Origin of the sequence: Streptomyces sp. NBC_01190, from assembly GCF_045039895.1 — a bacterium.
Classification (GTDB): Bacteria; Actinomycetota; Actinomycetes; order Streptomycetales; family Streptomycetaceae; genus Actinacidiphila.
In genome coordinates this window covers 2,652,202-2,678,455 of the sequence record NZ_CP108580.1, presented here as the reverse complement: position 1 = coordinate 2,678,455, position 26,254 = coordinate 2,652,202, and the positions used below count along the sequence as shown (strand labels likewise).

Genomic DNA, 26,254 nt, shown 5'->3' with positions numbered 1-26,254 from the left:
GGAGGGGCACGGTGACCGCCATCGAGGACCGGCCGCGGATGCTGGCCGAGGAGTTCGAGCACATCGCGGCCGCCGCCGAACGCGAAGCGGTCCGGCTGGAGTTCCTCGGCGGAAAACTGCTGGTCAAGCCGGTTTCGGACGGGGATCAAGGCGAGATCATCCGCTGGGTCACGGAGCAATGCGTACAGCAACGCCCAGATCTCTGGCTCTATCCGGGACGCGGTCTGAAGGTCGAGGCCTATCGCCAGGGCCACGCCAGGCCGGGCGGCACGCTCGCTCCCGACGGGAGCTTCGCGGGCCAGGGGGAATGGGCCGACGCCGGGCAGGTGCTGATGACGGTCGAGGTCACGTCCTACGACAGCGACACCGACAAGCGGGACCGGCAGGACAAGCCGCGCGCCTATGGGGAGACCGGCATTCCGGTGTACCTCCTGATCGACCGCAGCCTCGGCGAGGTCGTGGTGTACAGCGACCCGGAGGACGGCGTCCACAGCCACATCGACCGGCACTACTTCGGCAAGCGTGTCGAGCTGCCACAGCCGGTCGGGGTGACCCTGGAGACCGAGCCGCTCAAGGACTGGACGCGCTGAGCGCCGCTCCCGGCGGAGCCGGTGAGTTCTCGGCGGGCGGGGGGACGGTGCGCGCCGGAGCCGCTACAGTACGTCCTCGCGCGGCCCCGTCGGCTCGGCCGGCAGCGGATACGGGAGCGGCGTGAGCAGCAGCAGCACCACGTCGTCGGAGAGCGAACCCCCGGCGTGCCGCAGCAGGTCCGCGTAGACCTGCTGCACCGCCGCGTCCAGGTCGGTCCCGCACCCCGCGATCAGCGGGCCCACCCGCTCGGTCAGCGGATAGAACGTGTTGTCCCGCGGGCTGCGCGCCTCGATCACCCCGTCCGTGCAGAGCACCAGCACATCGCCCGGCCGCATCGGCACCCGCCAGGGGACGGGTTCGCCCTCGACCATGTCGGCCAGGCCGAGCGGCACCCACGGATCGGCCGGGTTCAGCGTCTCCACCGAGCCGTCCCGCGACACCCGCAGCGGCGCCACATGGCCGTAGTGCAGCAACTGCACGCTGTCCGGCCGGTCGAACTGGGCGAAGAGCGCGGTGATGAACTCCCCGGTGGTGACATTGCGCCGCACGCTCACGTCGACGCGCGCGGCCGCGGTGCCGAGCCCGCCCTCGTCGTAAGCGGCCTCCCGGAAGGAGCCGAGCACCACTGACGCGGCCTGCACCGCCTGGAGCCCTTTGCCGCGGACATCCCCGACCATCGCCCGTACGCCGTACGGGGTGTCGAGCACCGCGTACAGATCGCCGCCGATCTGGGCATCCGTGGCGGCGGACACATAGCGGACCGCGAGCCGCACCCCGCCCACCCGCGCTGGCGGCGGCCGCATCAGGGCGTGCTGGGCGGCCTCCGCGACGGTGGTGATCGCGGTGTACGCCCGCGCCCCGGCCTCCCGCCGCCAGGAGATGTAGACGCTGAAGACGGAGACGGCGGCGTAGGCGAAGACCTGGCCGAAGAGCACGTCATGGCTGGGGATGTCGGTCGCGCCGTCGTAAGGCGCCAGGGCGCCCTGGACGGCCGCGCCCAGCAGGGCGATGAAGAGGGTGCCGCGCCATCGCAGGGTGAGCGAGGCCAGCGCGGGCGCGACCACGATGCCGGGCGTCAGATAGTGGTCCCGGCCGGCCAGCAGATCCGCGGCGACCACCAGCGCGATGGCGATCAGCGGCAGCACGACCCCGACCCGGGAGGGGTAGTCGCTCTCCGCCCGCTCAAGGAGCGTGCTCACCTTCGACCAGGCTTTCTTCACATGAGAACCTATCCGGCTGTCCGACCGCGTCGGCTCAAGCGTTCCGACCTTCCCCCCGGACCGCAACCGCACATGGTGCACCATGGAGCCCGGACGGCACCGACCCGGACAGCCGTCCGGACCACGGAGATCGCCTAGACCACGGGGATCGTCCAGAGCACGGCGATCGGCCGGACCACGGAGACGGAGGCGCGGGAGCGGTGGAGGAAGCGGCACAGGTGACCGCCGGGCGGCTGCGGGCCGACTGCGCGAACTGCTTCGGGCTCTGCTGCGTCGCCCTCGCCTTCACCGTCTCCACCGACTTCGCCGCGGACAAGAAGGCCGGCGACCCCTGCCGCCACCTCGGCGCCGACCACCGCTGCGGCATCCACGCCGAGCTGCGGACCAGCGGCTACCGGGGCTGCACCGTCTACGACTGCTTCGGCGCCGGCCAGCACCTCTCCCAGGTCACCTTCGCCGGCCGGGACTGGCGCGGCGCCCCCGACGGCGGCCGGGCGATGTTCGCCGCGCTGCCCGTGATGCGCCAGCTCCACGAACTCCTCCGCCACCTCACCGAGGCCCGTGACCACCCGGCCGCGTCAGCCGAGCGGGCGGCGATCGGCCGGGCGCTCGACCGGGTCGACGCGCTCACCCGGCTCGACCCGGACGCCCTGCTCGCGGTGGACCCGGCCGCCGAGCGCGCCGAGGTCGGCGAACTGCTCGGCCGGGTGAGCGAGGCGGTACGTGCCCAGGTGCCCGGCCGCCGCAAGGACCGCAGGGGCGCCGACCTGATGGGCGCCCGGCTGCGCGGGGCCGCCCTGCGGGGTGCCGGGCTGCGCGGCGCCCTACTGATCGGCGCCGACCTCCGCGACGCCGATCTGCGCCTCGCCGACCTCCTCGGCGCCGACCTGCGCGACACGGATCTGCGCGGCGCGGATCTCACCGGGGCGCTCTTCCTCACCCAGCCCCAGCTCAACGCGGCCAGGGGCGACACCAGGACCGCGCTGCCGCCCGCGCTCACCCGGCCGTCCCACTGGCGCTGACCGCCGGGCTCGGTTTGGGGACGGCCGCGGCCATCAGGTACGATCTTCTTGTCAGCAGGCGCCGCTAGCTCAGTTGGTTAGAGCAGCTGACTCTTAATCAGCGGGTCCGGGGTTCGAGTCCCTGGCGGCGCACCTGAAGACCGAAGGCCCTCCTGTTCACCCGGGGGGCCTTCGGTGTTTTCGCGGCTCAGATGCTCATGGACAGCAGGGCCGGCGCCGCGCGCTCGTGCAGCGCGTCCACGGCGGGGCGCAGCCGGTGGGCGCGGGTGGCCGGCAAGGAGAGCGCCAGGGCCGCCGCGGCGTTGCCGATGGTGACCGGGATGGCGGCGCAGACGGTGCCGACCGCGTACTCCTGGAGGTCGAGGGTGGGGACGGTGGCGGGCTGCCGCTCCAGCCTGGTGAGCAGCACCCGGTCGTCCACCTCGGTCCTGGAGGTGAGCCGGGCCGGGTGGTGCCGGGAGAAGTGGTCGAGGCGGCCGTTGTGGTCGAGCTGGGCGAGCAGGCACTTGCCCATCGCGCTGGCGTGGCCGGAGGAGCGGAAGTCCACCCACTCGTTGACCGCCGGGGTCTCCGGGCTGTCGGCGTAGTCCACGATCCGGACCTCGCCCTCGTCGTACCGGCCGAAGTAGACCGCGGCGCCGATCTCCTCGCGCAGCTCGACGAGGATCGCCCGGAGCCGTTCCGCCACCGCGGCGTCGCGGTCCGCGGCGCCGAGCAGCAGGGTCGACTCACCGAGCACGTAACGGCAGCCCGGCGCGGGCGCCAGATATCCCTCCCGGCGCAGCATCGACAGCAGCTGGCCCATGTACGTGAGCGGTACACCGGTGTGCTCGGCGAGGTGTTCCGCGGTGACGCCGTGCCGGTGGGCGTCCACCGTCTCCAGCACCCGCAGCGCGTACCGGACCGCGTAGACCGGCCCCGGTTGTCGGTACTGTGTCACCACGGTGGCCCCCTGAAGGTGTGACCCCTGCCTTTTCTCACGATAGCCCTCGAAGGCATTTCGGTTGGGGCTGTTGACGGGTATTTCGAGCTACCGCGCGCGTATATGCAGGAAAGCGCCACACTGGCATATGCCAGCAGCATTACCCTCCAGCAACCCTTTCGGGTGAGCCCGCTCATCCGGCGAGCGGCGGCCCGGGACCCCGGCCGCCGCTCGCTTGTGTGCGGCTTGCGGTCCGCTTGTGGGGCGGTCCATGGCCGGAGAAAGCCCCTGGGGAACATCCGATCGGCGGTTACGGTTGCGGTCAGGGTGGGTTTCCCGCCCGCAGGACGGTCAGCGTGACGATCAAGGAGGCGCCCGCAGTGGGTGAGCTACGGCAGGGCAGCGACGCGAACGGCATCCGGGGCACGATCCGCGGCTCGGCGCCCGTACCGCTGTCCGTACTGGACCTGGTCATCGTCGGCAAGGGTGTCTCCGCCACCGAGGCGCTGGCCACCAACGTGGAGATCGCCAAGACCGCGGAGACCCGCGGCTACCACCGGATGTGGGTGGCCGAGCACCACTCGATGCCGCATGTGGCGAGCACCTCGCCCGCGGTGATCCTCGCGCACCTCATCGCGCACACCAGCACCCTGCGGCTCGGCTCCGGCGGCGTGATGCTGCCGAACCACGCGCCGCTGGTGATCGCCGAGCAGTTCGGCACGCTGGAGGCGCTGGCCCCCGGCCGGATCGACCTCGGCCTCGGCCGGGCGCCCGGCACCGACGGGGCGACCGCGGCGGCGCTGCGCCGGAGCGCGTCGCACGAGGGCGGCGACGAGTTCCCGCGCCAGCTCGCGGAGTTGACGCACTTCCTGGACGACTCCTTCCCCGACGGGCACGCGTACAGCAAGATCCACGCCATCCCCGGCCCGGTGCAGGGCAGTTCGGAGGGCGGCGTGCAGTCGGCGGACCGGCCCAGCATCTGGCTGCTCGGCTCCTCCGGCTTCAGCGCCCAGCTGGCCGGCGCACTGGGCCTGCCCTTCTCCTTCGCCCACCACTTCTCGGCCGCCAACACCGTCCCGGCGCTGGCCCTCTACCGCGATTCCTTCCGGCCGTCCGCGGTGCTCGACCGGCCGTACGCCTCCATCGGGGTGTCCGCGATCGCCACCGAGGACCCGGCCGAGGCCCGGCGCCAGGCGGCCACCGCCGCGCTGAGCATGATGCGGCTGCGGACCGGCCAGTTGGGCCTCGTCCCGACCCCCGACGACGCCGAGTCCTACCCGTACAGCCCGGCGGAGCAGGAGTTCATCGACTCCTGGCTGGCCAATGTGGTCTACGGCGACCCGGAGACGGTCACCTCGGAGCTGAACGAGCTGGTCGAGCGGACCGGCGCCAACGAGCTGGTGCTGACCGCCAACGCGCACACCCCGGCGGTGCGCCTGCGCTCGTACGAACTGATCGCCGACGCCTACGGCCTCCCGAAGGACGTGGCGCTGGAGGCACACCCGCGGCAGGGGTAGCACCCAGGGGACCAACGGGACCAAGGGGCCGCAGGTTACGTACCGATTTCCGGGGCGCGGTGGTCCAATGCCGGACCCGTCGCCCGAGGCCGCCTTAAGCCAGCGTTAAAGCCGCTCGTCATCCTGATGACGAGCGGCTTCTCTCGTGTCGTGAACGATCCACCGCCGGTCGGGCGGGCCCAAATTGGTCTAGTCCAAGTCTGGTTCAGACCATTGACGTGCACTTGACGAGGGGTTATCCATTCAACATCGCAGTTGTGGCCCCCTGTTGTTCCTCCCTCTCCCCCCGGAGGTACTCGTGCAGTCCAGGAAGAGAGCGCTCGTGGCCGCCGCCACCAGCGCAGCCCTCGCCATCGGAGCGCTCACCGCGCTCGTCGGCGGTGTGGGCACCGCCCAGGCCAGCCCCGCGCCGGCGGCAGCCAAGCCCGCGGCGGCCGCCGCGAGCAGCGGCGGCGTGAAGATCGCGTACTACGACCAGTGGAGCGTGTACGGCAACGCCTACTACCCGAAGAATCTCGACACCTCGGGCGTCGCGGGCAAGCTGAACATCCTCAACTACTCGTTCGAGAACATCGATCCGACCAACCTGACCTGTTTCGAGGCCACCAAGGCGTCCGACGCCACCAACGAGAGCGACCCCAACGCCGGTGACGGCGCGGGCGACGCCTTCGCCGACTACCAGAAGTCGTACGCCGCCGCCGACAGCGTGGACGGCGTCGCCGACGTCTGGAACCAGCCGATCGTCGGCAACTTCAACCAGCTCAAGAAGCTCAAGGCGAAGTACCCCAACCTGAAGATCGTCGCGTCGATCGGCGGCTGGACGTACTCCAAGTACTTCTCCGACGCGGCCAAGACCGACGCCAGCCGCAAGAAGCTGGTCAGCTCCTGCATCGACATGTTCATCAAGGGCAACCTGCCCGTGCAGGGCGGCTACGGCGGCACGGGCACCGGGGCCGGCATCTTCGACGGCTTCGACATCGACTGGGAGTACCCCGGCTCGCCCGGCGGCCACACCGGCAACCACTACAGCAGCGCGGACAAGGCCAACTACACCGCGCTGCTCGCCGAGTTCCGCACCGAGCTGGACGCCTACGGGGCGGCCAACGGCGGCAAGCACATGCTGCTCACCGCCGCGCTGCCGGCCGGCCAGGACAAGATCGCGAACATCGAGACCAACAAGATCAGCGCGTCCCTCGACTACGCGAACATCATGACGTACGACATGCACGGCGCCTTCGAGACGACCGGGCCGACCAACTTCCAGGACCCGCTCTACCAGTCGTCGAAGGACCCGTCGGGCGCGGTCCCGCCGGGCACCGAGAAGTACAGCACCGACGCGGCGATCAAGGCGTGGACCACCGGTGACCAGGCCTACGGCATCGCCGGCGGCTTCCCGGCCAACAAGATCACCATGGGCTACCCGCTCTACTACCGCGGCTGGACCGGCGTACCGGCCGGCGCCAACCACGGCCTGTACTCCTCGGCCACCGGACCGGCCGCGGCGCGCGGCCTCAGCCAGACCGCGGGCACGGCGTACTACAAGGAGCTCACCGGCATCGTCGACAACGCGTCGACGACCTTCTACGACGCCGCCTCCCAGTCCAACTGGTTCTACAACGGCACCGAGTTCTGGACCGGCCTCGGCGCCCAGGCGATCCAGGCCAAGGCGGACTACGCGCACTGCCACGGCCTGGCCGGCTCGATGATGTACTCGCTGCTCGACTCGGACCCGTCGGCGACGCTCTTCAACAAGATCGTCACGGCCACCAACGGCTCGGCCTCCGGCTGCGGCAGCCCGACCACGCCGCCGACCACCCCGCCGACGACCCCGCCGACCACGCCCCCGACCACTCCGCCGACGACCCCGCCCACCACGCCTCCGACGACGCCGCCGGCGAGCTGCGGCAGCCTGCCGTCATGGGTGTCGAGCGCGGTCTACGTGGCCGGCAACCAGGTCTCCTGGAAGGGCCACAAGTGGAACGCGAAGTGGTGGACCACCAATGAGGAGCCCGGCACGACCGGGGAGTGGGGCGTCTGGCAGGATCTCGGCGCCTGCTGACCCACCACCGGTCTGCTGACGAAGGCGCCCCGCATCACCTGAATTACGGCGCCTGAACGGGTCCGCGTCCTCACTCCCCCCCGAGGACGCGGGCCCGCTTCGTCCGTCCGCCGGTCGGCCGAGGTCCGTCAGTCGGCCGGTCGGCCGGTCAGCCGAGCAGCCGGGAGATCGCCTCGGGCTCGACCGGCCGCGAGTAGTGCCAGCCCTGCCCGGTGTCACAGCCGATCCGGCGCAGCCGCTCGGCCTGTTCCGCGTTCTCCACGCACTCGGCGGTGACGGTCAGGCCCAGCCGGTGCGCGAGGTCCACCAGCGCCTCGACGATCGTCTCGTCGGCGGGGTTGGGATGCTCGTCGGACCGGAAGCCCTGCACGAAGGAGCCGTCCAGCTTCAGCGCGGAGACCGGCAGCCGGCTCATATAGGCCAGGTTGGAGTAACCGGTGCCGAAGTCGTCGATGGCGATCCGCACCCCCATCTCGTCCAGCGCGTGCAGCGCCTGCAACGGCCGCCCGGCCGAGCCCATCACCGCGGACTCGGTCAGCTCCAGTTGCAGCAGGCTGGCCGGCAGCCCGGTCTCCCGCAGGATCGCGGCCACGTCCGCGACCAGGTCGGAGTCCCACACCTGGCGCACGGCCACATTGACGCTCACCACCAGCGGGGTCGCCGGATGGGCCCGCTGCCAGGCGCGGGCCTGCCGGCAGGCCTCGGCGAGCACCCAGCGGCCCAACTGGACGATGGAGCCGTCCTCTTCGGCCAGCCCGATGAAACGATTGGGTGCCAGCCGCCCGAAGCGCGGGTGCTGCCAGCGCACCAGGGCCTCCACCCCGCGCAGTTCACCGCTGTCGAGCGCCACCAGCGGCTGGTAGTCGAGCACGAACTCACCGCGCTCCACGGCCTGGCGCAGGGTGCTGGACAGCGCCTGACGGGTCATCCGGTGCTCGTTGCGCTCCGGGTCGAAGAGCGTCCAGCGGGCCTTGCCGTCGGCCTTGGCCCAGTACAGCGTGGTGTCGGCGGCCTGCATCAGCCCGGTCGCCGAGGTGCCGGCCGCCTCGCGCTCCACCACGCCGATGCTGGCCGAGACCGCCAGCCGGTGCCCGGCGATGTCGAACGGCCGCTGGAGCGCGGCCAGCACCCGCTCGGCGAGCGCGGTGGCCTGCCCGGTGCCGGTGGAGTCCCGCAGCAGCAGGGCGAATTCATCGCCGCCGAGCCGCGCCACGAGATGGCCGCCGGGCTCGGCGCAGACCAGCAGCCGGCCCGCCACCGCGGCGAGCAGTTCGTCGCCGATCCGGTGGCCGAGGGTGTCGTTGACCGCCTTGAAGCCGTCAAGGTCCAGGTAGCACAGGCCGATCCGGCCGCAGGCGACGGCGGTACGGCCGCCGCGGCCGCCCGGTGCCCGGTCGCACGCGTCGGCCAGGCGCTCGAAGAACAGCGCCCGGTTGGGCAGCAGGGTCACCGGGTCGTGCATCCGCAGATGCCGAACCTGCTCGCGCAGACCGTCGCGTTCGCCGACGTCCTCGACGGTCAGCAGCAGCGGCCTGGCGCCGGTCCGGGCGAGGGTGATCTCGGCGCGGACCGTACTGCCGTCGGGGCGGCCGATCCGGCGGGTGCAGCGCAGGTTCTCCCGGCGGCCGGTGAGCACCTCGTGGAAGGCGGCGCCCGCGTGCGGGTCGCCGGTCAGCCCGAGCAACGCGTCGGCGCCAATCGACGTCATGCTTTCGGGTGAATTCCCCAGCAGACTGCCCAGCGCGGTGTTGGCGGCGAGCACGGAGCCGTCCGGGCCGAGCAGCGCCATCGGGGAGCGGGCGATGGCGAAGGCGGCCCGGTAGTCGCGGAGCTCGGCGTCCCGCAGTCCGATGCCGCGCAGGCCCAGCTCCTGCGGCCCCGTCTCCCGCGGTCCCGCGGGCCGGTGACCGGTGGCCCCGGCCTCGGGCGGCGGCTGGTCGCGGGGCCCGGCGTCGCCCGGCTTCCCGTCCACGACCTCGCCCGAGCCTGGCGCGCGGTCCCGGGAAAGCAGGGGGTCGACATTACTCTGCGTGATGAAATGTGTGGTGCTTTCGGGTTCGACGCCAGGGCCGCCCGAGGGTCCGCCCATGGCCTGCTCCCTGTTCGCGCTCGTCTCGCTCGCGATCATATGGGCTGGCGGAGTTGGTGTTCCAGCGTTGTCGCGGTGATTCTTGGCACGGGTACCGACAGATCGGCTGTTTCCCCACCTTTGGCTCGATCACCTGATCGCACTCCGCACATCATGACGGAGGGTAGTTGAAAGGCGTGGGTGAGTGGTGGGACGCCGGGGCGTTCCCAGCCGCCGTCAGCCGCCGGTAACCGCTGGCAGCCGACGTCAACCGCCGCCCGGCACCGCCGACTCCCGGCCGCGGCGCCACCCACACGGACCAGTCGAATGCCGCAAACCTCCGCAATTGATAGCAATGTGAGGGGGGTGTCCCGCAGGGGCGCACCCACCCACGGAGGTCCAAGTGCGGCGGTCAGGCAGCGCATCAGGCTTCGGGTCCGGCGATCCGGCAGGGAAGCCGTCCGGCCGCCGGTCGGGGAGTCGCCCGGGCCGGCGCGCCGGCCGCATGCCTGGACGCGGGTCGCGGAAGCCGCCCGGCGGCAGGCGCCACGCCGCGGCCGCGGCCGCCGCGCGACAGCGCCGGCTGCTGCGCTCGACCGCCGCCGCGGTGGCCGGCTTCGCCGCCCTGGTCGCCTGGACCCTGATGACCGGCCCCGCCGCCCAGGCCGCACCCGGCGCCGCCTGCCTGCTGCCGCGCACCCCGGTGCACCACTCGGAGGGCCTGGACGGCTGGGAGCGCGGCTACGCCCGGCCCAGCGGCGACGTCAGAGCACTGATGATCTTCCTGTCCTTCCCCGACGCCCGACCGGAACTGACCCCGGCGCAGGTGGTCGCCGACCACTTCCCGGCCACCAGCGACTTCTTCGCCGAGGCCTCGTACGGCAAATTCCGGCTGCACGTCCACCCCGAGACCCGCTGGCTGACGATGCCGCGCCCGTCGACGGACTACCGGATCAGCCGCGACTGGGGCGCCGCCCAGCGCACCGACTACCTGCGGGACGCCCTCGCCACCGCCGACCCGGTGGTGAACTTCCACGGCTACGACGTGGTCTACCTGGTGGCCGACCCGGACGCCCCCGGCGTGGACTCCGACGCCACGAAGGTCGTCAACCTCGCCTCGCCCTACACCGTCGACGGTAATCCGCTGCGCCGGCTCGTCACCGTCTTCGAGCACCACCCGCCCGACCACAACGTGCTGGCCCACGAGACCGGCCATGTCTTCGACCTGCCCGACCTGTACTACCGGCCGCCGGCCGGCAGCAACGCCGACTGGGACACCCATGTCGGCGACTGGGATCTGATGGGAAGCCAGTTCGGCCTGGCGCCCGAGCCGTTCGCCTGGCACAAGTGGAAGCTGGGCTGGCTCGACCGGAACCAGGTCGGCTGTGTGGCGCGGACCGGCATCACGTACTACGACCTCAGTCCCGACGAGGTGGCCGGCGGCACCAAACTGATCGTGGTCAGAACGGGACCGGACACGGTGCTCGCCGTCGAGGCCCGGACCAGGAGCGGCAACGACCGGCACCTGTGCCGGGAGGGGGTGCTGGTCTACCGGGTCCGCTCCGACCGGGAGTCGGGCGACGGCCCCATCGACGTACTCGACGGCCATCCCGGCAGCTCGGCGTGCGCCGCGTCCTCGGTCTACCCGCCGCTGGCCGACGCGCCGCTCGGCGTCGGCGAGTCCTACGCGGTGCCCGACGGCACCACCCAGGTCACCGTCACCGGCCACCCCTCCGACGGGACCTGGACGGTCCGGGTCACCGAGAGCGCCCCGGGCAGCGGCGCCGGCAGCGGGGTGTAGCGCGGTGGCGTGGCACGCCCGCGCCGGGCTGCGGGTCCTGACGCTGAGCGCCGTCGCGCTGCTCGTCGTCGGCTCGACCGCCTCCTCGGGCGAACACGGCCCGGCCCTGCACGCGTCCCCGCCGCCGGCCGGCCGGCCCTGCGCGCTGCGGGCCGTCCCGGGGGTCGCGATGTCCGAGGGCTTCCCCGACCAGGTGGTGCACGGCTCGGGGGCCGAGTTCGCGCCGTCCACCGGCACGGTGCGCGCCCTCACCCTGATGATCGACTTCCCGGACGCCAAGGCCCCGTACAGCGCCAAGGAGCGGTACGGCGAGTTCTTCCCGGCCGTCCGCCAGTGGTACACCCGCGCCTCGTACGGGAAACTCGACTACCGGTCCACGCCGGTGCCGCGCTGGATACGCATGCCGCGGCCGTTCAGCGCGTACGGGATCGGCCGCGGCTACGGCTGGGACGCGCACACCGAGATGATGCGCGATCTGCTCAAGGTGGCCGACCGCGGCATCGACTTCCGCGGCTACGACATCGTCAACATCCTCGTCACGCCCAACGCGGGACCGCCCGCAGACGAGGCGGTGCTCTCGGTGACCTGGACCGGCGCCACCGCGGCCACCACCGACGAGGGCGCGCACCTGGACAAGGTCTCCGTCATCTACGGCCACGACCAGTCGGGCTCCCGCGTGCTGAGCCATGAGAACGGCCACGCCTTCGGGCTGCCCGACCTCTACGCGGCCGACGACTTCGCCCATACCGACGTGCTGGCCGGCCAGTGGGACACCATGTCCCTGGACTGGGGGATGCAAGGGGACCTGTTCGCCTGGCACAAGTGGCGGCTCGGCTGGCTCGCGGACCGCCAGATCGCCTGCGACACCGGCCGCGGGCAGGCGACATATGACCTCACCCCGGTCGAGATGGCCGGCGGGCGCAAGGCGGTGATCCTCCCCTTCGGGCCGACGCGGGCCTATGTGCTGGAGGTCCGCAAGGCGGCGGGCAACGACAAGAACGCCTGCCGGGAGGGGGTGCTCGGCTACTGGATCCGTACCGACGTGGACTCCGGGCAGGGTCCTGTGACGGTGACCGACGCCCATCCGCTCACCTCGGCCTGCGATTTCAGCAGCGGCGCCTTCAACTCGCTGAACGACGCGCCCTTCGGGGTGGGGGAGGGCTGGACGGACAGCGCGACGGGGATGTCCTTCAAGGTGCTCTCGCACGACGCGGCGGGCGCGTGGGAGGTCCACGTCACCCGCCGCTGATGGAGCTGATGGAGCTGATGGAGCTGGCAGAGCCGGTGGAGCGCCCTGGTCAGGCGAGCAGCTCGGCCTCAAGGGTGATCGGGACCGCGGCCAGCGCCTTGCTCACCGGGCAGTTGGCCTTGGCGTCCTGCGCGGCGGCCTCGAACGCCTCGGCGTCGATGCCGGGCACCCGGGCCTTCACCGAAAGGGTGATGCCGGTGATGCCCTCGCCGGGCTGGAAGGTGACGTTGGCCACCGTCTGCACGGTCTCCGGCGGAGTGCCGGCCCCGGCCAGGCCGTGCGAGAGCGCCATCGAGTAACAGGACGAGTGGGCCGCGGCGATCAGCTCCTCGGGGCTGGTCTTCCCGTTGGCGGCCTCGGCGCGGGACGGCCAGTTGACCTCGTAGGTGCCGACGCCGGAGGTGTCCAGCGAGACGGTACCGGCGCCGCCGATGAGTGCGCCCTTCCACTCGGTCGTCGCGGTGCGGGTGGTTGCCATGATGAAGCCTCCAAGAGGTACGTACCGGGCCTTCCTCCGAACGCTACAACGCTGCGGCTCCCGACGCGGCGGCCGGGCGCGTCCTGCCGATCACGCGCGGACCGCCGCCGGGGCGGCCGGTGCGGATCACCGCCGCCGTCACCCGCCCAACCGCAGTGGGCCGGAGGTCACTTGTAGACCTTGCCGGGCTGGGGCGTGCCGGGGGCGAGGAGCTGGGAGACGGTGACGAAGGTGTAACCACGTCCCTGAAGGGTGGAGATGATGCCCGGCACCGCGGCCACGGTGCCGTTGTAGCCGCGGTTGGTGGGGTCCACCAGGTCGTGCAGCAGGATGATGCCGTCACGCTTGGTGTGGGCGAGTATCCGCTTGGTGATCAGCGCGGAGTCGGTGGTCCGGTAGTCCGCGCCGTCCGCGCTCCACACCACCTCGGCCATGCCCAGGTCACGGGCTATCGCGGTCACTTTGGAGCTGGTGCGGCCCTGCGGCGGGCGCAGCAGGGTGGGACGGACGCCGGTCACTTTCTGTACGGCGTCGCGCCCCTCGGTTATCTCCTTGCGGACCTCGTCGTCGCTGATCTTGGTGAGGATCTGGTGCGACCAGGTGAGGGTCTCTATCTCATGGCCCTGGGCGGCCATCTCCTTGACCATCTCCGGGTGGACCATCACATGGTTCTTGCCCAGGGTGAAGAACGTCGCGTGCACGTGGTACTTGGCGAGGATGGCCAGGATCTGCGGGGTGCGGACACTCGGCCCGGCGTCGAAGGTCAGCGCCACGCACTTCACCCGCCGGCAGTCGACCGGCCCGCCCGCGCCCGGCGCGAAAGCTGCCTGTCCGCCTGCCGGGTGGTGCTTCCTCGCGGCGGCCGGAGAGGTCGCGTCGTAACCGTCGCAGCCGGTCAGGCCGATCGCGACGGCGACGGTGGTCAGCAGCGCGGCGAGCACGCGGGTGCGGCGGGCCTTGGTCGTACTCCGCATGCGGGAGGTCCTCTGGGTCTCTGGTCGGCTGGTCTGTGCCCGGGCCGTGGCGTTTCGGCCGCGGGTCGGCCGTGGGTCGGCCGTGGCCGGGCTCGTCGGGTCCGCCGGGGAGCAGGACCGCGAGGGAACTATACACAGCGGGTATACGTGCGGTGCATGCCAGGTGGCCGCGACATGCGGGACCCGGCCGGGCCGCTTACGTTGGTCCCATGGCCGGATGGCGTTGGCTTCGGCGGCCCGCGGCCGCGACGGTGGGCGGACTGGTCGCGATCACCCCGTTCACCGGGGCGGTCGCCCAGGTCCCCGCCACCGGCCTGCGGGAGTTCTACCACCAGCGCGTCCACTGGGGCGCCTGCCTCGACCTGCGGGACGCGGCGGCGCCGGCCCGTACCAGGTGCGGCACGGTCCGGGTGCCGCTCGACTACCGGCACCCCAAGGGCGCCACCCTCGACCTCGCCGTCAGCAAACTGGCCGCCACCGGGCCGGGACCGCGGCTCGGCTCGCTCGCGGTGAACTTCGGCGGCCCGGGGATCTCCGGCGTCACCGAAGTGGGCGCCCGCGCCAAGGACCTGGCGGCCCTCAACCGGCGCTACGACCTGATCGGCTTCGACCCGCGCGGCGTCGCCCGCTCCGCCCCGGTGAACTGCGGTGACCTCAGCGAGGTCACCACCCCCGCCCAACTCGCCAAGGCCTGCGTCCACTTCTCCGGCTGGATGCTGCCCTTCGTCGGCACCCCGGACGTCGCCCGCGACCTGGACGTCATACGGCAGTCGGTGGGCGACGCCCGGCTCTCCTACCTGGGCTTCTCCTACGGCGCCCGGCTCGGCGCGGTCTACGCCCACCAATTCCCCGCGCGCGTCGGCCGGATCGTGCTCGACGGCGTACCCGACCCCACCCTCGACGACGCCGGCACCGCCCTCGCCCAGGCCCGCGGCTTCCAGAAGGCGCTCGGCGACTTCGCCGGAGACTGCGCCGCCCACCACTGCCCCGTCCCCGGGCACAGCGGCGCCGAGGTGATGACCGGTCTCACCAAGACCGCCGACCGGCTCGACGCCACGCCGCTCCTGACCGCAGGCGGCCCGCTGGACAGGCTCGCTTACCTCCAGGGCCTGCGCAACGCCCTGTACTCCAAGGACAACTGGCCCTATCTGCGCCAGGCGCTGGCCGGACTCCACGGCGGCGACGGCCGGCTGATGCTGCGGCTCGCCTACCCGGGGGAGTTCGGCGGCCAGGCGGTCGGACGGGCGCTCACCGACTGGCCGGGGCCGCCCCAGGCCAACACCGAGACGGCCAATCTCGCCGTCGACTGCCGCGACACCTCCGGCCGGCCCACCCCCCGGCAGGTGCACGCCCTCGACGCGCGCTTCGCCGCCGCCTCACCGCTCTTCGGCCCCTCCGTCCAGGCCACCCTGCTCTCCTGCACCGGCTGGCCCCGCGGCACCGACACCGGCCACCGGGTGGCCGCGCCCGACGCCCCCCAGATGCTCACCGTCGCCACCACCGGCGACCCCGCCACCCCGTACCCCGGCGCCCAGCGGATGGCCACCGCCCTCGCCAACGGCAGCCGCGCCCTCACCTACCGCGGCGAGGGCCACGGCGCGTACTTCGCCCACAACGCCTGCGTCCGCGAAGCCGTCGACGCCTACCTGCTGGACGGCGCCCTGCCCCCCGACGGCGCGGTCTGCTAGCTCGGCTCGTGGTGTCAACCGCTATGCCCGGCGGAGGAGGAGTTCGGTGTTGCGGTCGGCTCTGGTGCCGGCGCTGGATTCCAGCACGCCGTCGGTCAACCGGGGTGCCAGGCCCGGGGCGTTGAAGGCCAGCTCGCGGTAGAGGGAGGCGAGGCCGACGGAGGAGAGATCGCCGAAGTCGGTGCGGTAAGGGGCCGAGGACTCGACGAGGGTGGTGAAGAGGGAGACCGTGCCGTCGTGGTTGTCCATCAGCTCGATCAGCCGCGCGTGCTGCGGATAGTCCACGTGGGAGGCGGTGTTGATCTCCCAGAAGGAGCGGCTCGCCGTCCGGTGCGGGTGCGGGGTGATCTTGCTGATGTGGCTGTGGCCGTTGATCCACGCCACCACGTTGGGGAAGCGGCTCAGCAGTTCGATGACGTCGGCGCCGTCGTGCCGCTGCTCCTCGGGGCGGGTGGCGTCGGGGCGGCGCGTCATGCTCGGGCTGTGGTGGTGGCTGAACACCATGATGTGGGCGTCGTCGGCGCCGGTGTTCCGCACCACCCGGCCGTCCGGGTCGTAGTGGAGCGCGCTGTGGGCGGCCAGCGTCCGCTCCAGCCAGTCCAGTTGCTCAGCGCCGACGGAGCCCTGGAAGTGGCCGCTGCGGTAGGTGGTGTCGATGCTGATCCCGAGCACTCCGTCGGCGATCGGGAACGCGTAGTACAACTGGTCGCCGTTGAGGTTGTCCTGGGTGTAGCCGTGGCCGGCCGGTCCGCTGCCCGCGTACGCCGGGTCGAGATGCGCGGTCAGATAGTCGTGCGCCGAGTACAGCCGCCGCCGCGGGTCGGGGGTGACACTGCGGGCGTGGGCCGCGTTCCGCCGCAGGATGTCCTTGAGGACCATGCTCCTGGGGTCGTTGCCGCTCTTGATCACCGCCCGGTAGGCGGCCACGTCGGCGTCGGGGAGTGTGTAGAGCTTGCGGCCGCCGGTGACGACGTCCCGCAACTGCTCGTCCCGCGGCGCCAGGCAGCCGCCGGGCAGGGCGTCGTGGTTGCCGGGCGTCGAGAACCAGGGGATGGCCAGACCGGGGCTGACCAGCGGCCGGATCACCGCCGCCAGGAACCCGTCGAGCCGCGGCAGGCCGCGCTGCTTGTCCAGGTCGCGCAGCGCGCCGCCCGGCTGCCAGAAGAGCGGCAGCCCGGAGTTCTGCACGCCTTCGTAGGAGGTCGGGTCGCCGGTGTTGGGGGTGATCAGTCCGCCGCTCATGGCGGTCAGGTACCACTCCAGCTCGATCGCCGAGTTGTTGTCGACGTTGTCGCCGGTGGACATCGCGAAGGCGGGCCGCAGTCCGGTGTACGGGCCGGCGCCCAGCGCGTTGACCTGCTCGACGAGGGCGACCGCCCCGGCCACCGACAGCGCCTCCTGGGTCCGCCATGAACCGGGCGACCCGGCCCGCAGGAACTCGGTGCGCAGCGGATTCTGCACGTCAGCCATGTGCAGGTCGGTGAGTTGGACGAAGCAGGCCAGCGGGGTCCGCCGGTCGGCCCGGCCGATGGCGCCCGCGGCCAGCTCCGGGCGGACGACCGCCGGCCAGCCGGGGCCGGCGACGATCCGGCGGTAGCCGCCGCCCTGGCCCTGGAGCCGGGCGGCGCTGTCGAGCGTCGTCAGCCCGTAGGGCGCGGCCCGGCGTACGGGCGGTGTGGGCCGCCCGGTGGGCGGTTGGTTCGGCGGCTGGGGCGGCCGCCGTACGGGATCGGGCGCGGGCGAGGCGGCGCTGCTGCGGCCCTGGGCGGCCACCAGCGGCCACGCCGCTCCGGTGCCCGCGGCGGCGGCACCGGACAGGAGAAGGAATCGACGGCGGTTGACGGCGGAACGGGTTCCGGCCATGAAGGTCCTCCGGTGTCGTGGCGCGTCGCTTACGGCGGCGCCGCCCGCACTGGGTCGCGTCTCTCGCGATGCCGCGTGATGGCATGGTCCCGAGATCCCGTGATCCAGAATGTCTCTTTGTCGAGACTCAGCGGTCCCTGTGGCCTCACCGTGAACGAGGCGGGAACACGACCGACTTATCAGCCGTCGGCGCAGGTCCGGCGGGTTCCAGAAGGACTCAGAGTGGCCCGCGGGCGGCCGGCGCGGGGTCGCAAGCTGAAGCCGCGATGTCGGGGCGGGCGTCGCCCGCCGGCGCCAGCGGGTGTGGACGCGGCGCCGGCGCCCGGCGCGGTCGGCGCGGCAGCAGGCGCCTCGGCCAGCGGCCTTCGGCCAGCAGTCCGGCCGCCATCACGCGGGGGATTTCGCCGAGGAGCCGCAGGGGAGCTGAAGTCGGGGTGTCGGCGGGCGTTGGCGGGTGCGGGGCGCGGGTGCGCGGGTACGGGTGGGGCGCGCGGCGAGGTCAGCGCGGCAGTAGGCGTCTCGGTCGGCGGCGCTCGGCGAGGAGTCCGGCTGTCATCACGCGGGGGATTTCGGCGCGGCGTTCGACCAGGAGCTGCCGGGCTTGGCGGCGGGGGGCGTAGGCGGTCAGTGGCCAGCGCAGGAGGTTGAGCGAGACGCGGACGATTCCGGCCAGCGGGGGCGTACCGGCCGCCGCCCGCAGCAGGACCTCCGTCAGCAGCAGATCCACCGGCCCGCGGCCCGACTCCCGGTCCCGCCGTACGAGGTCGAGCGTCAGGCCGTCGGCGCCCCACGGCACGAAGGCGAGCACCGCGCAGGTCCGGCCCCCCGGGTCCCGGCACTCGGCGATCACGCAGGCGCCGTCCGCCCCGTCGCCGATCCGCCCCAGTTCCACCCCGCCCCTGGAGCGCCGCCAGGCCGCCGCCAGCGCGGTCAGCCGCGGCCACTCGCCGGCCGGTACGTCCGCCGCCCGCCGTACCGCCACCTGGTAGCCGGCGCGTTTCATCGCATGCCGGGCGCCGGCCAGGTCGGCGCCCGACCGGTCGGCCCGGTGCGGGGCCGGCCCCAGCCGGGTGGAGCCTTCGGGCCGTTCCCGGTCCTGGCCGGTCCCGCCGCCGGTATCCCCGAGGGCGGCGGCGAAGACCGCCGGGTCCACCACCGCCTCCTCGCCGGCGGAGACCGCGAGCAGACCGGCGGACTCGTACGCGACCGTGCCGGCCGGACCCGCGTGGGCGACCGCGGCGACCCAGGCGTGGCGGCGGGTCAGGGTGAGCCAGTCGGCGATCGCGTCCGGCCAGGCGGTCCGGGGGCCGAGTGGGTCCCCGGTGGCCAGGGCGACCCCGTTGGTGACCCGGTAGGAGACGGCGACCCGGCCGTCGGCCGACCAGCAGACCGCGTGGTCCCGCCGGAGCGCGAAGTAGCCGAGCGAATCCGGGGGATCAACGGGTCCGGCGGGTCCGGCAGGCGCGGCGGGTCCGGCGCGGGCGGCCCGCTCGGCGGCGGCCGGGCCGCCCCCGCCGGCGGCCCGCAGCAGCCCCCGCAACCGCTCCTCGTCGGCGGGCGTGAGGCGGGCCCGGCCGCGCGGGGAGCGGAGGAAGGCCAGGACCACCACGAGCAGCAGCGCCACGCTCAGCAGGTTGATCGTCAGATCGGTCCATCCCGGCACCCGCACCCCGGGCAGGCTGAAGACCCCGGAGACGGTCAGCACCCGCACCGACGCGTACTGCGCGCTCCTGCCCCACTGCGCGGGCGGCACCCGGTCCGTCGCCCGCACGATCAGCGTGCCGACGCCCACCGCCACCACCGCGCCGATCAGCAGACTCAGCAGCCCGAGCGAGGCGTTGCCGCGCTCACCGCGCACATTGAACAGCGGCCGGGACACCAGCAGCGCGCCGAGCAGCAGCACCGTCACCGACCAGAAGACCCAGTTGCCCGGGTGGCCGCGCGCCGCGCTCACGGACACCAGCGAGAGCCCGGTGCCGACCGCGTACACCGCGACCAGCACAACCGTGAGGATCCACGCCGCCCGTTTCCGCCGCCGCAGGCTCACCGACAAGGCGAAGGCCAGCGCCGCGCCGGTGAATCCGGGACCGACCAGGAAGGCGCTGATGTACTGCCCGCCGCCGGCCGCCCGTACCGCGTGCCGGAACGCGGGGACCAGCGCGGTGACGAGGTCGAGCGCGCCGACCACCCGCAGATACCAGACCGCGACCGCCGCCCCCGGTTCCGGCAGCGGCCGCAGCACCCGCGCGAGCAGCAGTTCGAGCCGCGACGGCGGCAGGTCCACGATCGTCGGTCCCGGCGCGGGAGCCACCGCCGGGGCGCTCCTGGGCACGCTCGGCGCGCCGGCCACCGCGTCCATCACCGCCGTCTTCGCCACCGCGACCCGCCGGTGGATCCGGTGCTCACGCCGCTCGGCCCGGGCCATCCGGCGGGGCCTGGCGCCGTACCGCCAGCGCGCCCACGGGCTGCCGGGGCGGGCCAGCCGGAGCGCGCCCACCACCGCGAACACCGGCACCATCACGCCGAGCAGGCCGGTCCACACCTTGCCCTTCATCAGGCACAGCACCACGAAACCGAGCAGCGCCGCGGCCACCAGATAGGACTCGTAGGAGGTGCCGCCCACGTAGCCGCCGAGCGGGACCTGGCCGACCAGCAGCAGGCCGACCACCGCCACCACCAGGATCACCGCGTCGACCGACTGCCGGCCCTCCTCCTTCCAGTAGACGTCCTCCAGGTGCAGCACCAGCGCGAACTCGTCGAGCACCAGACCGCAGCCGATGCCGAACACCACCGCGAGCACGTCGTACGTCGTCCGGCCGCCGTCCCGGACCGCGAACACCCCGACCCCGGCGATCATCAGGAACGCCTGGCCGAACACCACATGGTGGATATGGGTGCCGCCGGGCGAGACGTTCCCCGGCCACCAGGAGACCTGCCGCCGGATCATCCGCACGCTGAACCGGATGAAGAGGAAGGAGCCGAGCAGGCCGAGGAGCAGCAGGAAGAGGGGCTCCCGGCCGTCGTCCACGATCCGATCGCGGTACAGATGCCCCAGCCAGTGCCCCATGGACCAAGGGCACGACGAAAGCCCCCCGCTCGCAAGCGGAGGGCCTTCATCCTCAGGTGCGCCGCCAGGGACTCGAACCCCGGACCCGCTGATTAAGAGTCAGCTGCTCTAACCAACTGAGCTAGCGGCGCCTGCTGACGTCGTAGACATTAGCACCCGGTCCCGGGCGGAGGAAAATCGATAAGCCTCAGACCGTCCCCGGCGGGCTGACCAGTGAGGAAGCCGTCTTTCCCGGGGCCGCGCGGACGGTCCGCACGATGGCCCACAGCAGGTGGTCCGCGCCGGGCAGCCACGGGTCCCGGCAGTCCGGCGCCACCACCCAGCGGGACACCGGGCCGTCCGCGCACGCCCCGGCCGGCGGACCCGGCTCGGGCAACCCGTAGAGCGCCGGTACGGTCACCGCGTCCCCGGCGCCGTGGCAGAGCATCGGCGGGACCGCGGCTCCCCACTCCTCCCAGCGCAGCAGCGCGGGCAGCCGCTGCGCGGTCCCGGGCAGCACCAGCAGCAGCACCCGGCCGCGGTGCACGGCCACCGGGCCGCTGCCGGGTCCCGAGGACCACATCCGCTCGAGCACCCGGCGGCCGAAGAGCGCGGGCAGGTTCACCACGTCGAACGCGGTCCCGCAGGGCAGCACGCTGGGGGCGGTGGGGCGGGCCGACCACAGCGCCTCGACGCTGCGCGGAAAAGCGCTGGCGGAGGCGAGCCAGGCGGCTCCTTCGGTGGTGACGCAGGCGGTGTGCTGCTGCCGTCGGGCTTCGGTGACGATATCCAGGGCATGCCATTCGTCCATGACAACCAGGAGTACTCCGCTGCCAGGTTGCACCTTCCAGAATCACCCAAATCCGGGACGGATAGGCCGGACGTGAGGTATCTTGACGCGCGCGGTAACGGCGCGGGCACGGTGAGCGACCGCCGGTGCCGTCCTACGCCGGGCCGCCGCCCTTGAGCAGGCCCTCGCCGTATTCGGCCATCCGCTTGGCGTAGTCCTCGGTCCACCCCGCCTGCTCGGCGAGCACCGCGTACGTCAGCCGGTCGAAGCGGCGCGGATCGGTGAGCTGGGCGGCGGCGATCGCCTGGAAGTCCGTCGCGCGTTCGGCCGCGGTCCGGAACGCCACCGCCAACTCGGTGGCCCGGGACAGCAGCTCCCGCGGATCCTCCATCGACTCCAGGTCGAAGAACCGGTCACCGCCCTCGTCCAGGGGCGCGCCCGGTTCGAACAGCAACGGAGCAGGCCGCTTGGGCCGCTCCGCGCGCGGCCGCTGAGCCGGCTGCGGCTCGGTCATACGGTTACCTCCCTGATCCGTCCATCCCTTTCCATTGTCCCGCCCCGAGCCAGGGGATTCGCATCCCGGGGGGTCCATGTGCCCGCTACCGCCGCGCGCCTTGGCCCCGCGCCCAACCGGCCCGAGTTCCAGAACACCACCCCGCGCAGACGCCGGATACCTCATTTGGCGTATCTGACGTTACATCACTCATAAGAGAGGCGGTTTGTTCGGGACGACCGGCCGCCGCTGCCGCCGCTGCCGCCGCTGCCGCCTGCCGTGACCGGGACGCGCGGGCGTGGGCCCGGGGTCAGCCGGCGACCCGGGTGAGCAGGAGGACCGGGATGGGCCGGCCGGCCCTGGTCTCGAAATCAGCGAAGTACGGGGTGCGCGGCACCTGCTCGGTCCAGAGCCGCTCCCGCTCCGCGCCCGCCGACACCGTCGCGGTCACCCGGTAGCTCTCGGTGCCGACCTCGACGTGGGCCGACGGGTCGGCCAGCAGGTTGTGGTACCAGCCGGGGCGTTGCTCCCGGCCGCCGTTGGCCGCGAAGACCACCAGGCGCTCGCCGTCCCTGAGATACGTCATCGGTGTGGTGCGCGGCTCCCCGCTGCGGGCACCGATGGTGGTGAGCAGCAGCAGCGGCACCCCGGTGAAATCACCGCCCACCACACCGGCCGCGGACCGGAACTCGTCGATCACCGACCGGTTGCGCTGGATTCGCTCGGACATGGACTCGGCTCCAGGGTCAGCGGGGGGTGGGTGTGGGTACGGGTGTGCGTACGGGTGTGGCTGGGGGTGCGGGCGCGGACAGGACCCGCATCGGATCGCGGACCGCCGGGATCGGCGCCGTCGGGTTCCACACCCTATGACGCCCGAGCGACCCCGTTACCTGGCAGAGCCGGGATCCGCCCGGGACGGCCAGCGTTTGCGGCGCCGGCCGAAGGGGGCCATCGTGGTGAGACGGGCAGGTGGGGGTGTCCCCGCCGAAGGCAAGGGGCGGGCAGGAAGGCCGACCGAAACGGCGGCCGGTTCGCCGGAGGAGGTCCCGATGAGGGTGCTGATCGTGGGTGCCGGTGCCACCGGCGGGTTCTTCGGGCTCAGACTCGCCAGGGCCGGCCGCGACGTCACCTTCCTGGTCCGCCCGGGACGGGCCGCGGCGCTGCGGGAGCGCGGGCTGCGGATCACCGGGGTGGGTGGGGACGACCGGATCGAGCCGCGGCTGGTCACGGCGGCGGAACTCCACAGCTCCTACGACCTGGTCGTGCTGGCGGTGAAGGCGACCGCCCTCGATCAGTCGATGGACGACATCGCCCCCGCGGTCAGCTCGTACACCTCGATCCTGCCGATCCTCAACGGGATGGCCCATATCGACCTGCTCAACGCCCGGTTCGGCAAGGACGCGGTGCTGGGCGGGGTCGCGTATCTGGCCACCTCGGTGGACGACCAGGGGGACATCCACGTGCTCACCCCCGATGAGCGGCTGCTCATCGGGGACCAGGGCGCCGGCGCCAACTTCCGGGCCGAGCGGGCGCTGGAGACCCTGCACGGAGCCGGCTTCGAGGTCGGTGTGGCCGATGACATCCTCGCCGAGATGTGGAGCAAGTGGGTCTTCATCGCGGGCGCTGGGGTGATCAGTTGTCTGATGCGCGGCGCCGTCGGCGACATCGCCGCGGTGCCGGGCGGCGTCGAGCTGGAGCGGGCGGCCGTCGCTGAGGCGGCAGCGGTCGCCGCGGCCGCCGCGTACCCCGTCCCCGAGGAACAGCTCGCCGGCTACACCGCCACCCTCACCAAGCCCGGATCCCCCTACGCGCCCTCCTTCTACCGGGACATGCGGGCCGGCCGCCCGATCGAGGCCGAGCACGTCTTCGGAGATCTCGCCACCCGCGCCGCCGCGCTCGCCGTCGACACCCCGCTGCTGGATCTGGCGCTCATGAACATGCGTGTCTACCAGCACCGATGGGCCAACGCGCGCGGCTGATCCGGCCCACGCCGCCCAGCGCCTCAGCCCAGCCCAGCCCAGCGGCTCAGCCCAGCGCCGGGCCCCGGCCCGAGTCGCGCGCCCTGACCTCGATACGGCCCTCGCGGACCCGCGTCTCGTAGACCGGCTGCGGGGCGGTGGCCGGGCCGCGCACCACATGACCGTCGGTCAGCTCGAAGGTGCTGCCGTGCCAGGGGCAGATCACACAGCCGTCCTCGACCCGGCCGGCGGTCAGCGGACCGCCCATGTGCGAGCAGGTCGCGGAGAGCGCGTGCACCGCCCCCTCATGCCGGTGCAGCAGCACCGCGGTGGCGCCGGCGAGCACCCGGCGCAGCGCGCCCTCCGGGAGTTCGGCCTGGTCCAGGACCGGGGTCCAGTCGAGCGGCCGCTCCTCGAAGGCGTTCTGATTGACGTTGACCGCGTCGGTGAAGGCCAGATGCCCGCCGAGGAACGAGCCGACGAGCAGCGCGCCGTATCCCGCGAAGCCCAGCAGTCTGCCCTGCGCCGGTTTTCCCCGGCGGCGGGCGACGAAGGAGGCGGTGTAGAGGCCGAGGGCGGTGGTGTTGGCCGCCGCGTGCACGACGCCGACCCGCCGGGGAGCGGGCTCGCCCTGGGTGTCCGACCAGTCGTTCAGCCCGGTGGCCGCGGCCGGGAGCGCCGCCGCGATGCCGAGTAGCACGAAGAGCTCGGCGAGCGGCGCGGTGTGGTCCTTCCGCAGCGGGAACATGGAGTTCGCCGCGCCCAGCACGTCCAGGATCGCCGCCGTGGTCCAGGCGCCGATCGGTACGTCGGTGAGCGGCGGGTGGGCCGGGTGCCCCAGGGGGGTGCCGCTGAGCAGGTTGCGGACCCGGCGCGGCCGGGCCGCCCGGTGGACGAGGCCGGCCAGCGGAACCGCCACCGCGTCGAGCAGGCGCGCCCGCTCGACCCCCTTCACGACGGTTTGGACCAAGGTCATGGCTGGCTCTTTTCTGCGGGCTCCTGGCGTGCTCCGGGCTTTCGCTGGGCCCTCGCCGGGGCGCCGAGCGAAGTGGGCATCAGATCCGTACCTCCGCGGGGGCGTCCCGGACCGACCCAATCGGGTGGCATGGCCCGGGATCGGCCGCGGTCGGCCGTGGTCGGCCGCGGTCGGACCCCGCCGGACCCGGTCTGGCGGGGTCAGCTCGGGGCGGCGATGTCGTAGAAGCCGGGGCCGTCCAGGTGGCGCGCGGTCAGGATGTCGTGCATCACCACGCTCTCGGTCTCATGGACCAGATACACCCGCAGGGGGTAACTCCAGTCGTCCACCGAGCGGAGGATGTCATCACCCGGCCGGACCTGGAGCGCGATGTCGTAGCAGCTCTCCAGCGCGTGGAGCTCGTCCATCTTCGGATAGCCGACGAGCTTGCCGGACGTGGGCGAGACCATGTTGACGATGCCGGCGTGGCGGGCCAGTTCGTAGTCGGTCCCGAGGTGGGGGCGGAACCGGTCGGGCTCGGCGTAGGCGTCCACCGTCCAGTCGAGCTGGTTTCTGCCGATCGCGCCCCCGACGGGGATGTGGACGTCGGCGCCGCAGACCCGGGCGGCCGTCTCGACCAGCCGGGGGCCGTGCGGCGTCAGCTTGAGCTCGGTGTGCGCCGGGCCGTGGCGGACCCCCAGCGCGTCGAGCACCCGGAAGGTGTACTCGACCAGGGCCTCCTGCTCGGGCCCGTGCCGGGGCAGCAGTTGGGCGCCGGCCGCCATGCCGCTGACCCCGTTGGCGGTGAGGTGGTGCATCTTCCAGATGTCGGAGACGAGGTGCTCGCCGTCCAGGCTGACGGTGTCCACGATGTATTCGGCGCCGACCAGGTATTCCTGGGCGAGCACCGCGCTGTTCTCGGTGTGCAGCGCGCTGCGGGTGCCGATCAGCGCGTGGAAGCCGCGGCGCACCTGGTCGAGGTCGTCGCAGAAGTGGACGCTGTCGCTTCCCGCGCTCCGCACCGGCTTCAGCACCACCCGGCCCGGGGTCTCCTTGTACCAGTCGAGCAGCGTGTCGAGATCGGTGGCCAGGAGCTGGTCGGTGCCCGGTACCCCGGCCGCCTTCACCGTCTCCATCATCAGGTACTTGTCGCGGCGGGCGCTGCTCAGCGCGGTGCCGTTGGTCCGCAGGCCGAGCCGCTCGCTCAGCACGTCGGCGAGCTCCACCCCGCTCTCGATGCCGGCCAGCACGCACACCGGCGCGTATTCGGCGACGGCCGCGGCGGTCTGCTCGGCGTCGCCGCGGTGCACCACCTGCCCGGTGAAGTCCCGGTGCCGGTAACTGCGTTCGTACGACGCGTTGGCGGTGGGGGCGCTCCGTACGTGGACGCACGCGTACCCCCGCTCCTGGAAGAGCGGCGCCAGGCAGCGGGCGCTGGAGTAGGCGTCGACGACGGCGACGACAGGGGGAACAGCCGAAGGGGTGGTGGTCATGCGTGCCTCACCAGGGGTCGGGACGGATGGATACCGGGTTCTGGGCCCGCGGGCGGGGGCCGCCGGG

20 protein-coding genes and 2 tRNA genes are annotated in these 26,254 nt (G+C 72.7%); 9 read left to right on the top strand and 13 right to left on the bottom strand.

The window, feature by feature from the left end:
* Positions 1-11 precede the first annotated feature (11 nt).
* Entirely contained in the window at positions 12-590 is a 579-nt protein-coding gene (locus tag OG519_RS11150; protein WP_405581978.1) for a Uma2 family endonuclease, read from the top strand.
* Positions 591-653: 63 nt separating this feature from the next.
* On the opposite strand, the gene OG519_RS11145 is transcribed toward OG519_RS11150, so the two are convergent.
* On the bottom strand, positions 654-1,811 hold the full coding sequence (locus OG519_RS11145; RefSeq protein WP_405581975.1) for a PP2C family protein-serine/threonine phosphatase: 1,158 nt from the start codon (positions 1,809-1,811) through the stop codon (positions 654-656).
* A gap of 200 nt (positions 1,812-2,011) precedes the next feature.
* Between OG519_RS11145 and OG519_RS11140 the strand changes: the two genes are divergently transcribed.
* Together OG519_RS11140 and OG519_RS11135 are read left to right on the top strand one after the other, a co-directional pair.
* Positions 2,012-2,833, top strand: a complete 822-nt coding sequence (locus tag OG519_RS11140; protein WP_405581973.1) for a pentapeptide repeat-containing protein — start codon at positions 2,012-2,014, stop codon at positions 2,831-2,833.
* A 58-nt stretch (positions 2,834-2,891) separates the two neighbouring features.
* Positions 2,892-2,965: transfer RNA gene (locus tag OG519_RS11135), tRNA-Lys, on the top strand.
* Positions 2,966-3,020: 55 nt separating this feature from the next.
* Here the strand turns inward: OG519_RS11135 and OG519_RS11130 are convergent.
* Positions 3,021-3,776 carry an IclR family transcriptional regulator gene (locus OG519_RS11130; RefSeq protein WP_405581970.1) on the bottom strand — a complete coding sequence of 252 codons (756 nt, stop codon included), beginning with the start codon at positions 3,774-3,776 and terminating at the stop codon, positions 3,021-3,023.
* Between the two features lie 335 nt (positions 3,777-4,111).
* Here OG519_RS11130 and OG519_RS11125 point away from each other — a divergent pair, with 335 nt between their 5' ends.
* Positions 4,112-5,272, top strand: a complete 1,161-nt coding sequence (locus tag OG519_RS11125; protein ID WP_405581967.1) for an LLM class flavin-dependent oxidoreductase — start codon at positions 4,112-4,114, stop codon at positions 5,270-5,272.
* A 298-nt stretch (positions 5,273-5,570) separates the two neighbouring features.
* Positions 5,571-7,331 carry a glycosyl hydrolase family 18 protein gene (locus tag OG519_RS11120; RefSeq protein WP_405581964.1) on the top strand — a complete coding sequence of 587 codons (1,761 nt, stop codon included), beginning with the start codon at positions 5,571-5,573 and terminating at the stop codon, positions 7,329-7,331.
* Positions 7,332-7,479: 148 nt separating this feature from the next.
* Here OG519_RS11120 and OG519_RS11115 read toward each other — a convergent pair whose 3' ends face one another.
* Positions 7,480-9,120 (bottom strand): EAL domain-containing protein, encoded by a 1,641-nt coding sequence (locus tag OG519_RS11115; RefSeq protein WP_405592634.1) that lies wholly within the window; start codon positions 9,118-9,120, stop codon positions 7,480-7,482.
* Positions 9,121-9,904: 784 nt separating this feature from the next.
* On the opposite strand from OG519_RS11115, the gene OG519_RS11110 reads away from it, so the two are divergent.
* A complete protein-coding gene (locus OG519_RS11110; protein ID WP_405581961.1) occupies positions 9,905-11,200 on the top strand; it encodes a M6 family metalloprotease domain-containing protein in 1,296 nt (431 codons plus the stop codon).
* A gap of 4 nt (positions 11,201-11,204) precedes the next feature.
* Entirely contained in the window at positions 11,205-12,449 is a 1,245-nt protein-coding gene (locus OG519_RS11105; protein ID WP_405581958.1) for a M6 family metalloprotease domain-containing protein, read from the top strand.
* A 49-nt stretch (positions 12,450-12,498) separates the two neighbouring features.
* Here the strand turns inward: OG519_RS11105 and OG519_RS11100 are convergent, their stop codons facing one another.
* A complete protein-coding gene (locus OG519_RS11100; RefSeq protein WP_405581956.1) occupies positions 12,499-12,927 on the bottom strand; it encodes an OsmC family peroxiredoxin in 429 nt (142 codons plus the stop codon).
* A 167-nt stretch (positions 12,928-13,094) separates the two neighbouring features.
* Positions 13,095-13,901 carry a polysaccharide deacetylase family protein gene (locus tag OG519_RS11095; RefSeq protein ID WP_405581954.1) on the bottom strand — a complete coding sequence of 269 codons (807 nt, stop codon included), beginning with the start codon at positions 13,899-13,901 and terminating at the stop codon, positions 13,095-13,097.
* A 209-nt stretch (positions 13,902-14,110) separates the two neighbouring features.
* Between OG519_RS11095 and OG519_RS11090 the strand changes: the two genes are divergently transcribed.
* Positions 14,111-15,589 (top strand): alpha/beta hydrolase, encoded by a 1,479-nt coding sequence (locus tag OG519_RS11090; RefSeq protein WP_405581952.1) that lies wholly within the window; start codon positions 14,111-14,113, stop codon positions 15,587-15,589.
* A gap of 21 nt (positions 15,590-15,610) precedes the next feature.
* Here the strand turns inward: OG519_RS11090 and OG519_RS11085 are convergent, their stop codons facing one another.
* From OG519_RS11085 to OG519_RS11060, 6 genes are all read right to left on the bottom strand, one after another.
* Positions 15,611-17,452: a TIGR03767 family metallophosphoesterase gene (locus OG519_RS11085; RefSeq protein ID WP_405581949.1), complete on the bottom strand. Its 1,842-nt coding sequence runs from the start codon at positions 17,450-17,452 to the stop codon at positions 15,611-15,613.
* A gap of 499 nt (positions 17,453-17,951) precedes the next feature.
* Complete coding sequence (locus OG519_RS11080) at positions 17,952-20,519, bottom strand: phosphatidylglycerol lysyltransferase domain-containing protein (protein ID WP_405581946.1); 2,568 nt, start codon at positions 20,517-20,519, stop codon at positions 17,952-17,954.
* Positions 20,520-20,576: 57 nt separating this feature from the next.
* Positions 20,577-20,650: transfer RNA gene (locus tag OG519_RS11075), tRNA-Lys, on the bottom strand.
* A 56-nt stretch (positions 20,651-20,706) separates the two neighbouring features.
* Complete coding sequence (locus OG519_RS11070) at positions 20,707-21,309, bottom strand: bifunctional DNA primase/polymerase (RefSeq protein WP_405581944.1); 603 nt, start codon at positions 21,307-21,309, stop codon at positions 20,707-20,709.
* Between the two features lie 133 nt (positions 21,310-21,442).
* Positions 21,443-21,802, bottom strand: coding sequence for a hypothetical protein (locus OG519_RS11065; protein ID WP_405581941.1), 360 nt, complete (start codon positions 21,800-21,802; stop codon positions 21,443-21,445).
* Positions 21,803-22,091: 289 nt separating this feature from the next.
* On the bottom strand, positions 22,092-22,511 hold the full coding sequence (locus tag OG519_RS11060) for a nitroreductase family deazaflavin-dependent oxidoreductase (RefSeq protein ID WP_405581938.1): 420 nt from the start codon (positions 22,509-22,511) through the stop codon (positions 22,092-22,094).
* A 319-nt stretch (positions 22,512-22,830) separates the two neighbouring features.
* Between OG519_RS11060 and OG519_RS11055 the strand changes: the two genes are divergently transcribed.
* Complete coding sequence (locus OG519_RS11055; protein WP_405581935.1) at positions 22,831-23,760, top strand: 2-dehydropantoate 2-reductase; 930 nt, start codon at positions 22,831-22,833, stop codon at positions 23,758-23,760.
* A gap of 46 nt (positions 23,761-23,806) precedes the next feature.
* On the opposite strand, the gene OG519_RS11050 is transcribed toward OG519_RS11055, so the two are convergent.
* Positions 23,807-24,715 (bottom strand): Rieske 2Fe-2S domain-containing protein, encoded by a 909-nt coding sequence (locus OG519_RS11050; protein WP_405581932.1) that lies wholly within the window; start codon positions 24,713-24,715, stop codon positions 23,807-23,809.
* 200 nt (positions 24,716-24,915) lie between these two features.
* The gene (locus tag OG519_RS11045) at positions 24,916-26,187 is read right to left on the bottom strand and encodes an ATP-grasp domain-containing protein (protein ID WP_405581930.1); all 1,272 of its coding nucleotides are present in this window, start codon (positions 26,185-26,187) and stop codon (positions 24,916-24,918) included.
* Between the last annotated feature and the right edge of the window lie 67 nt (positions 26,188-26,254).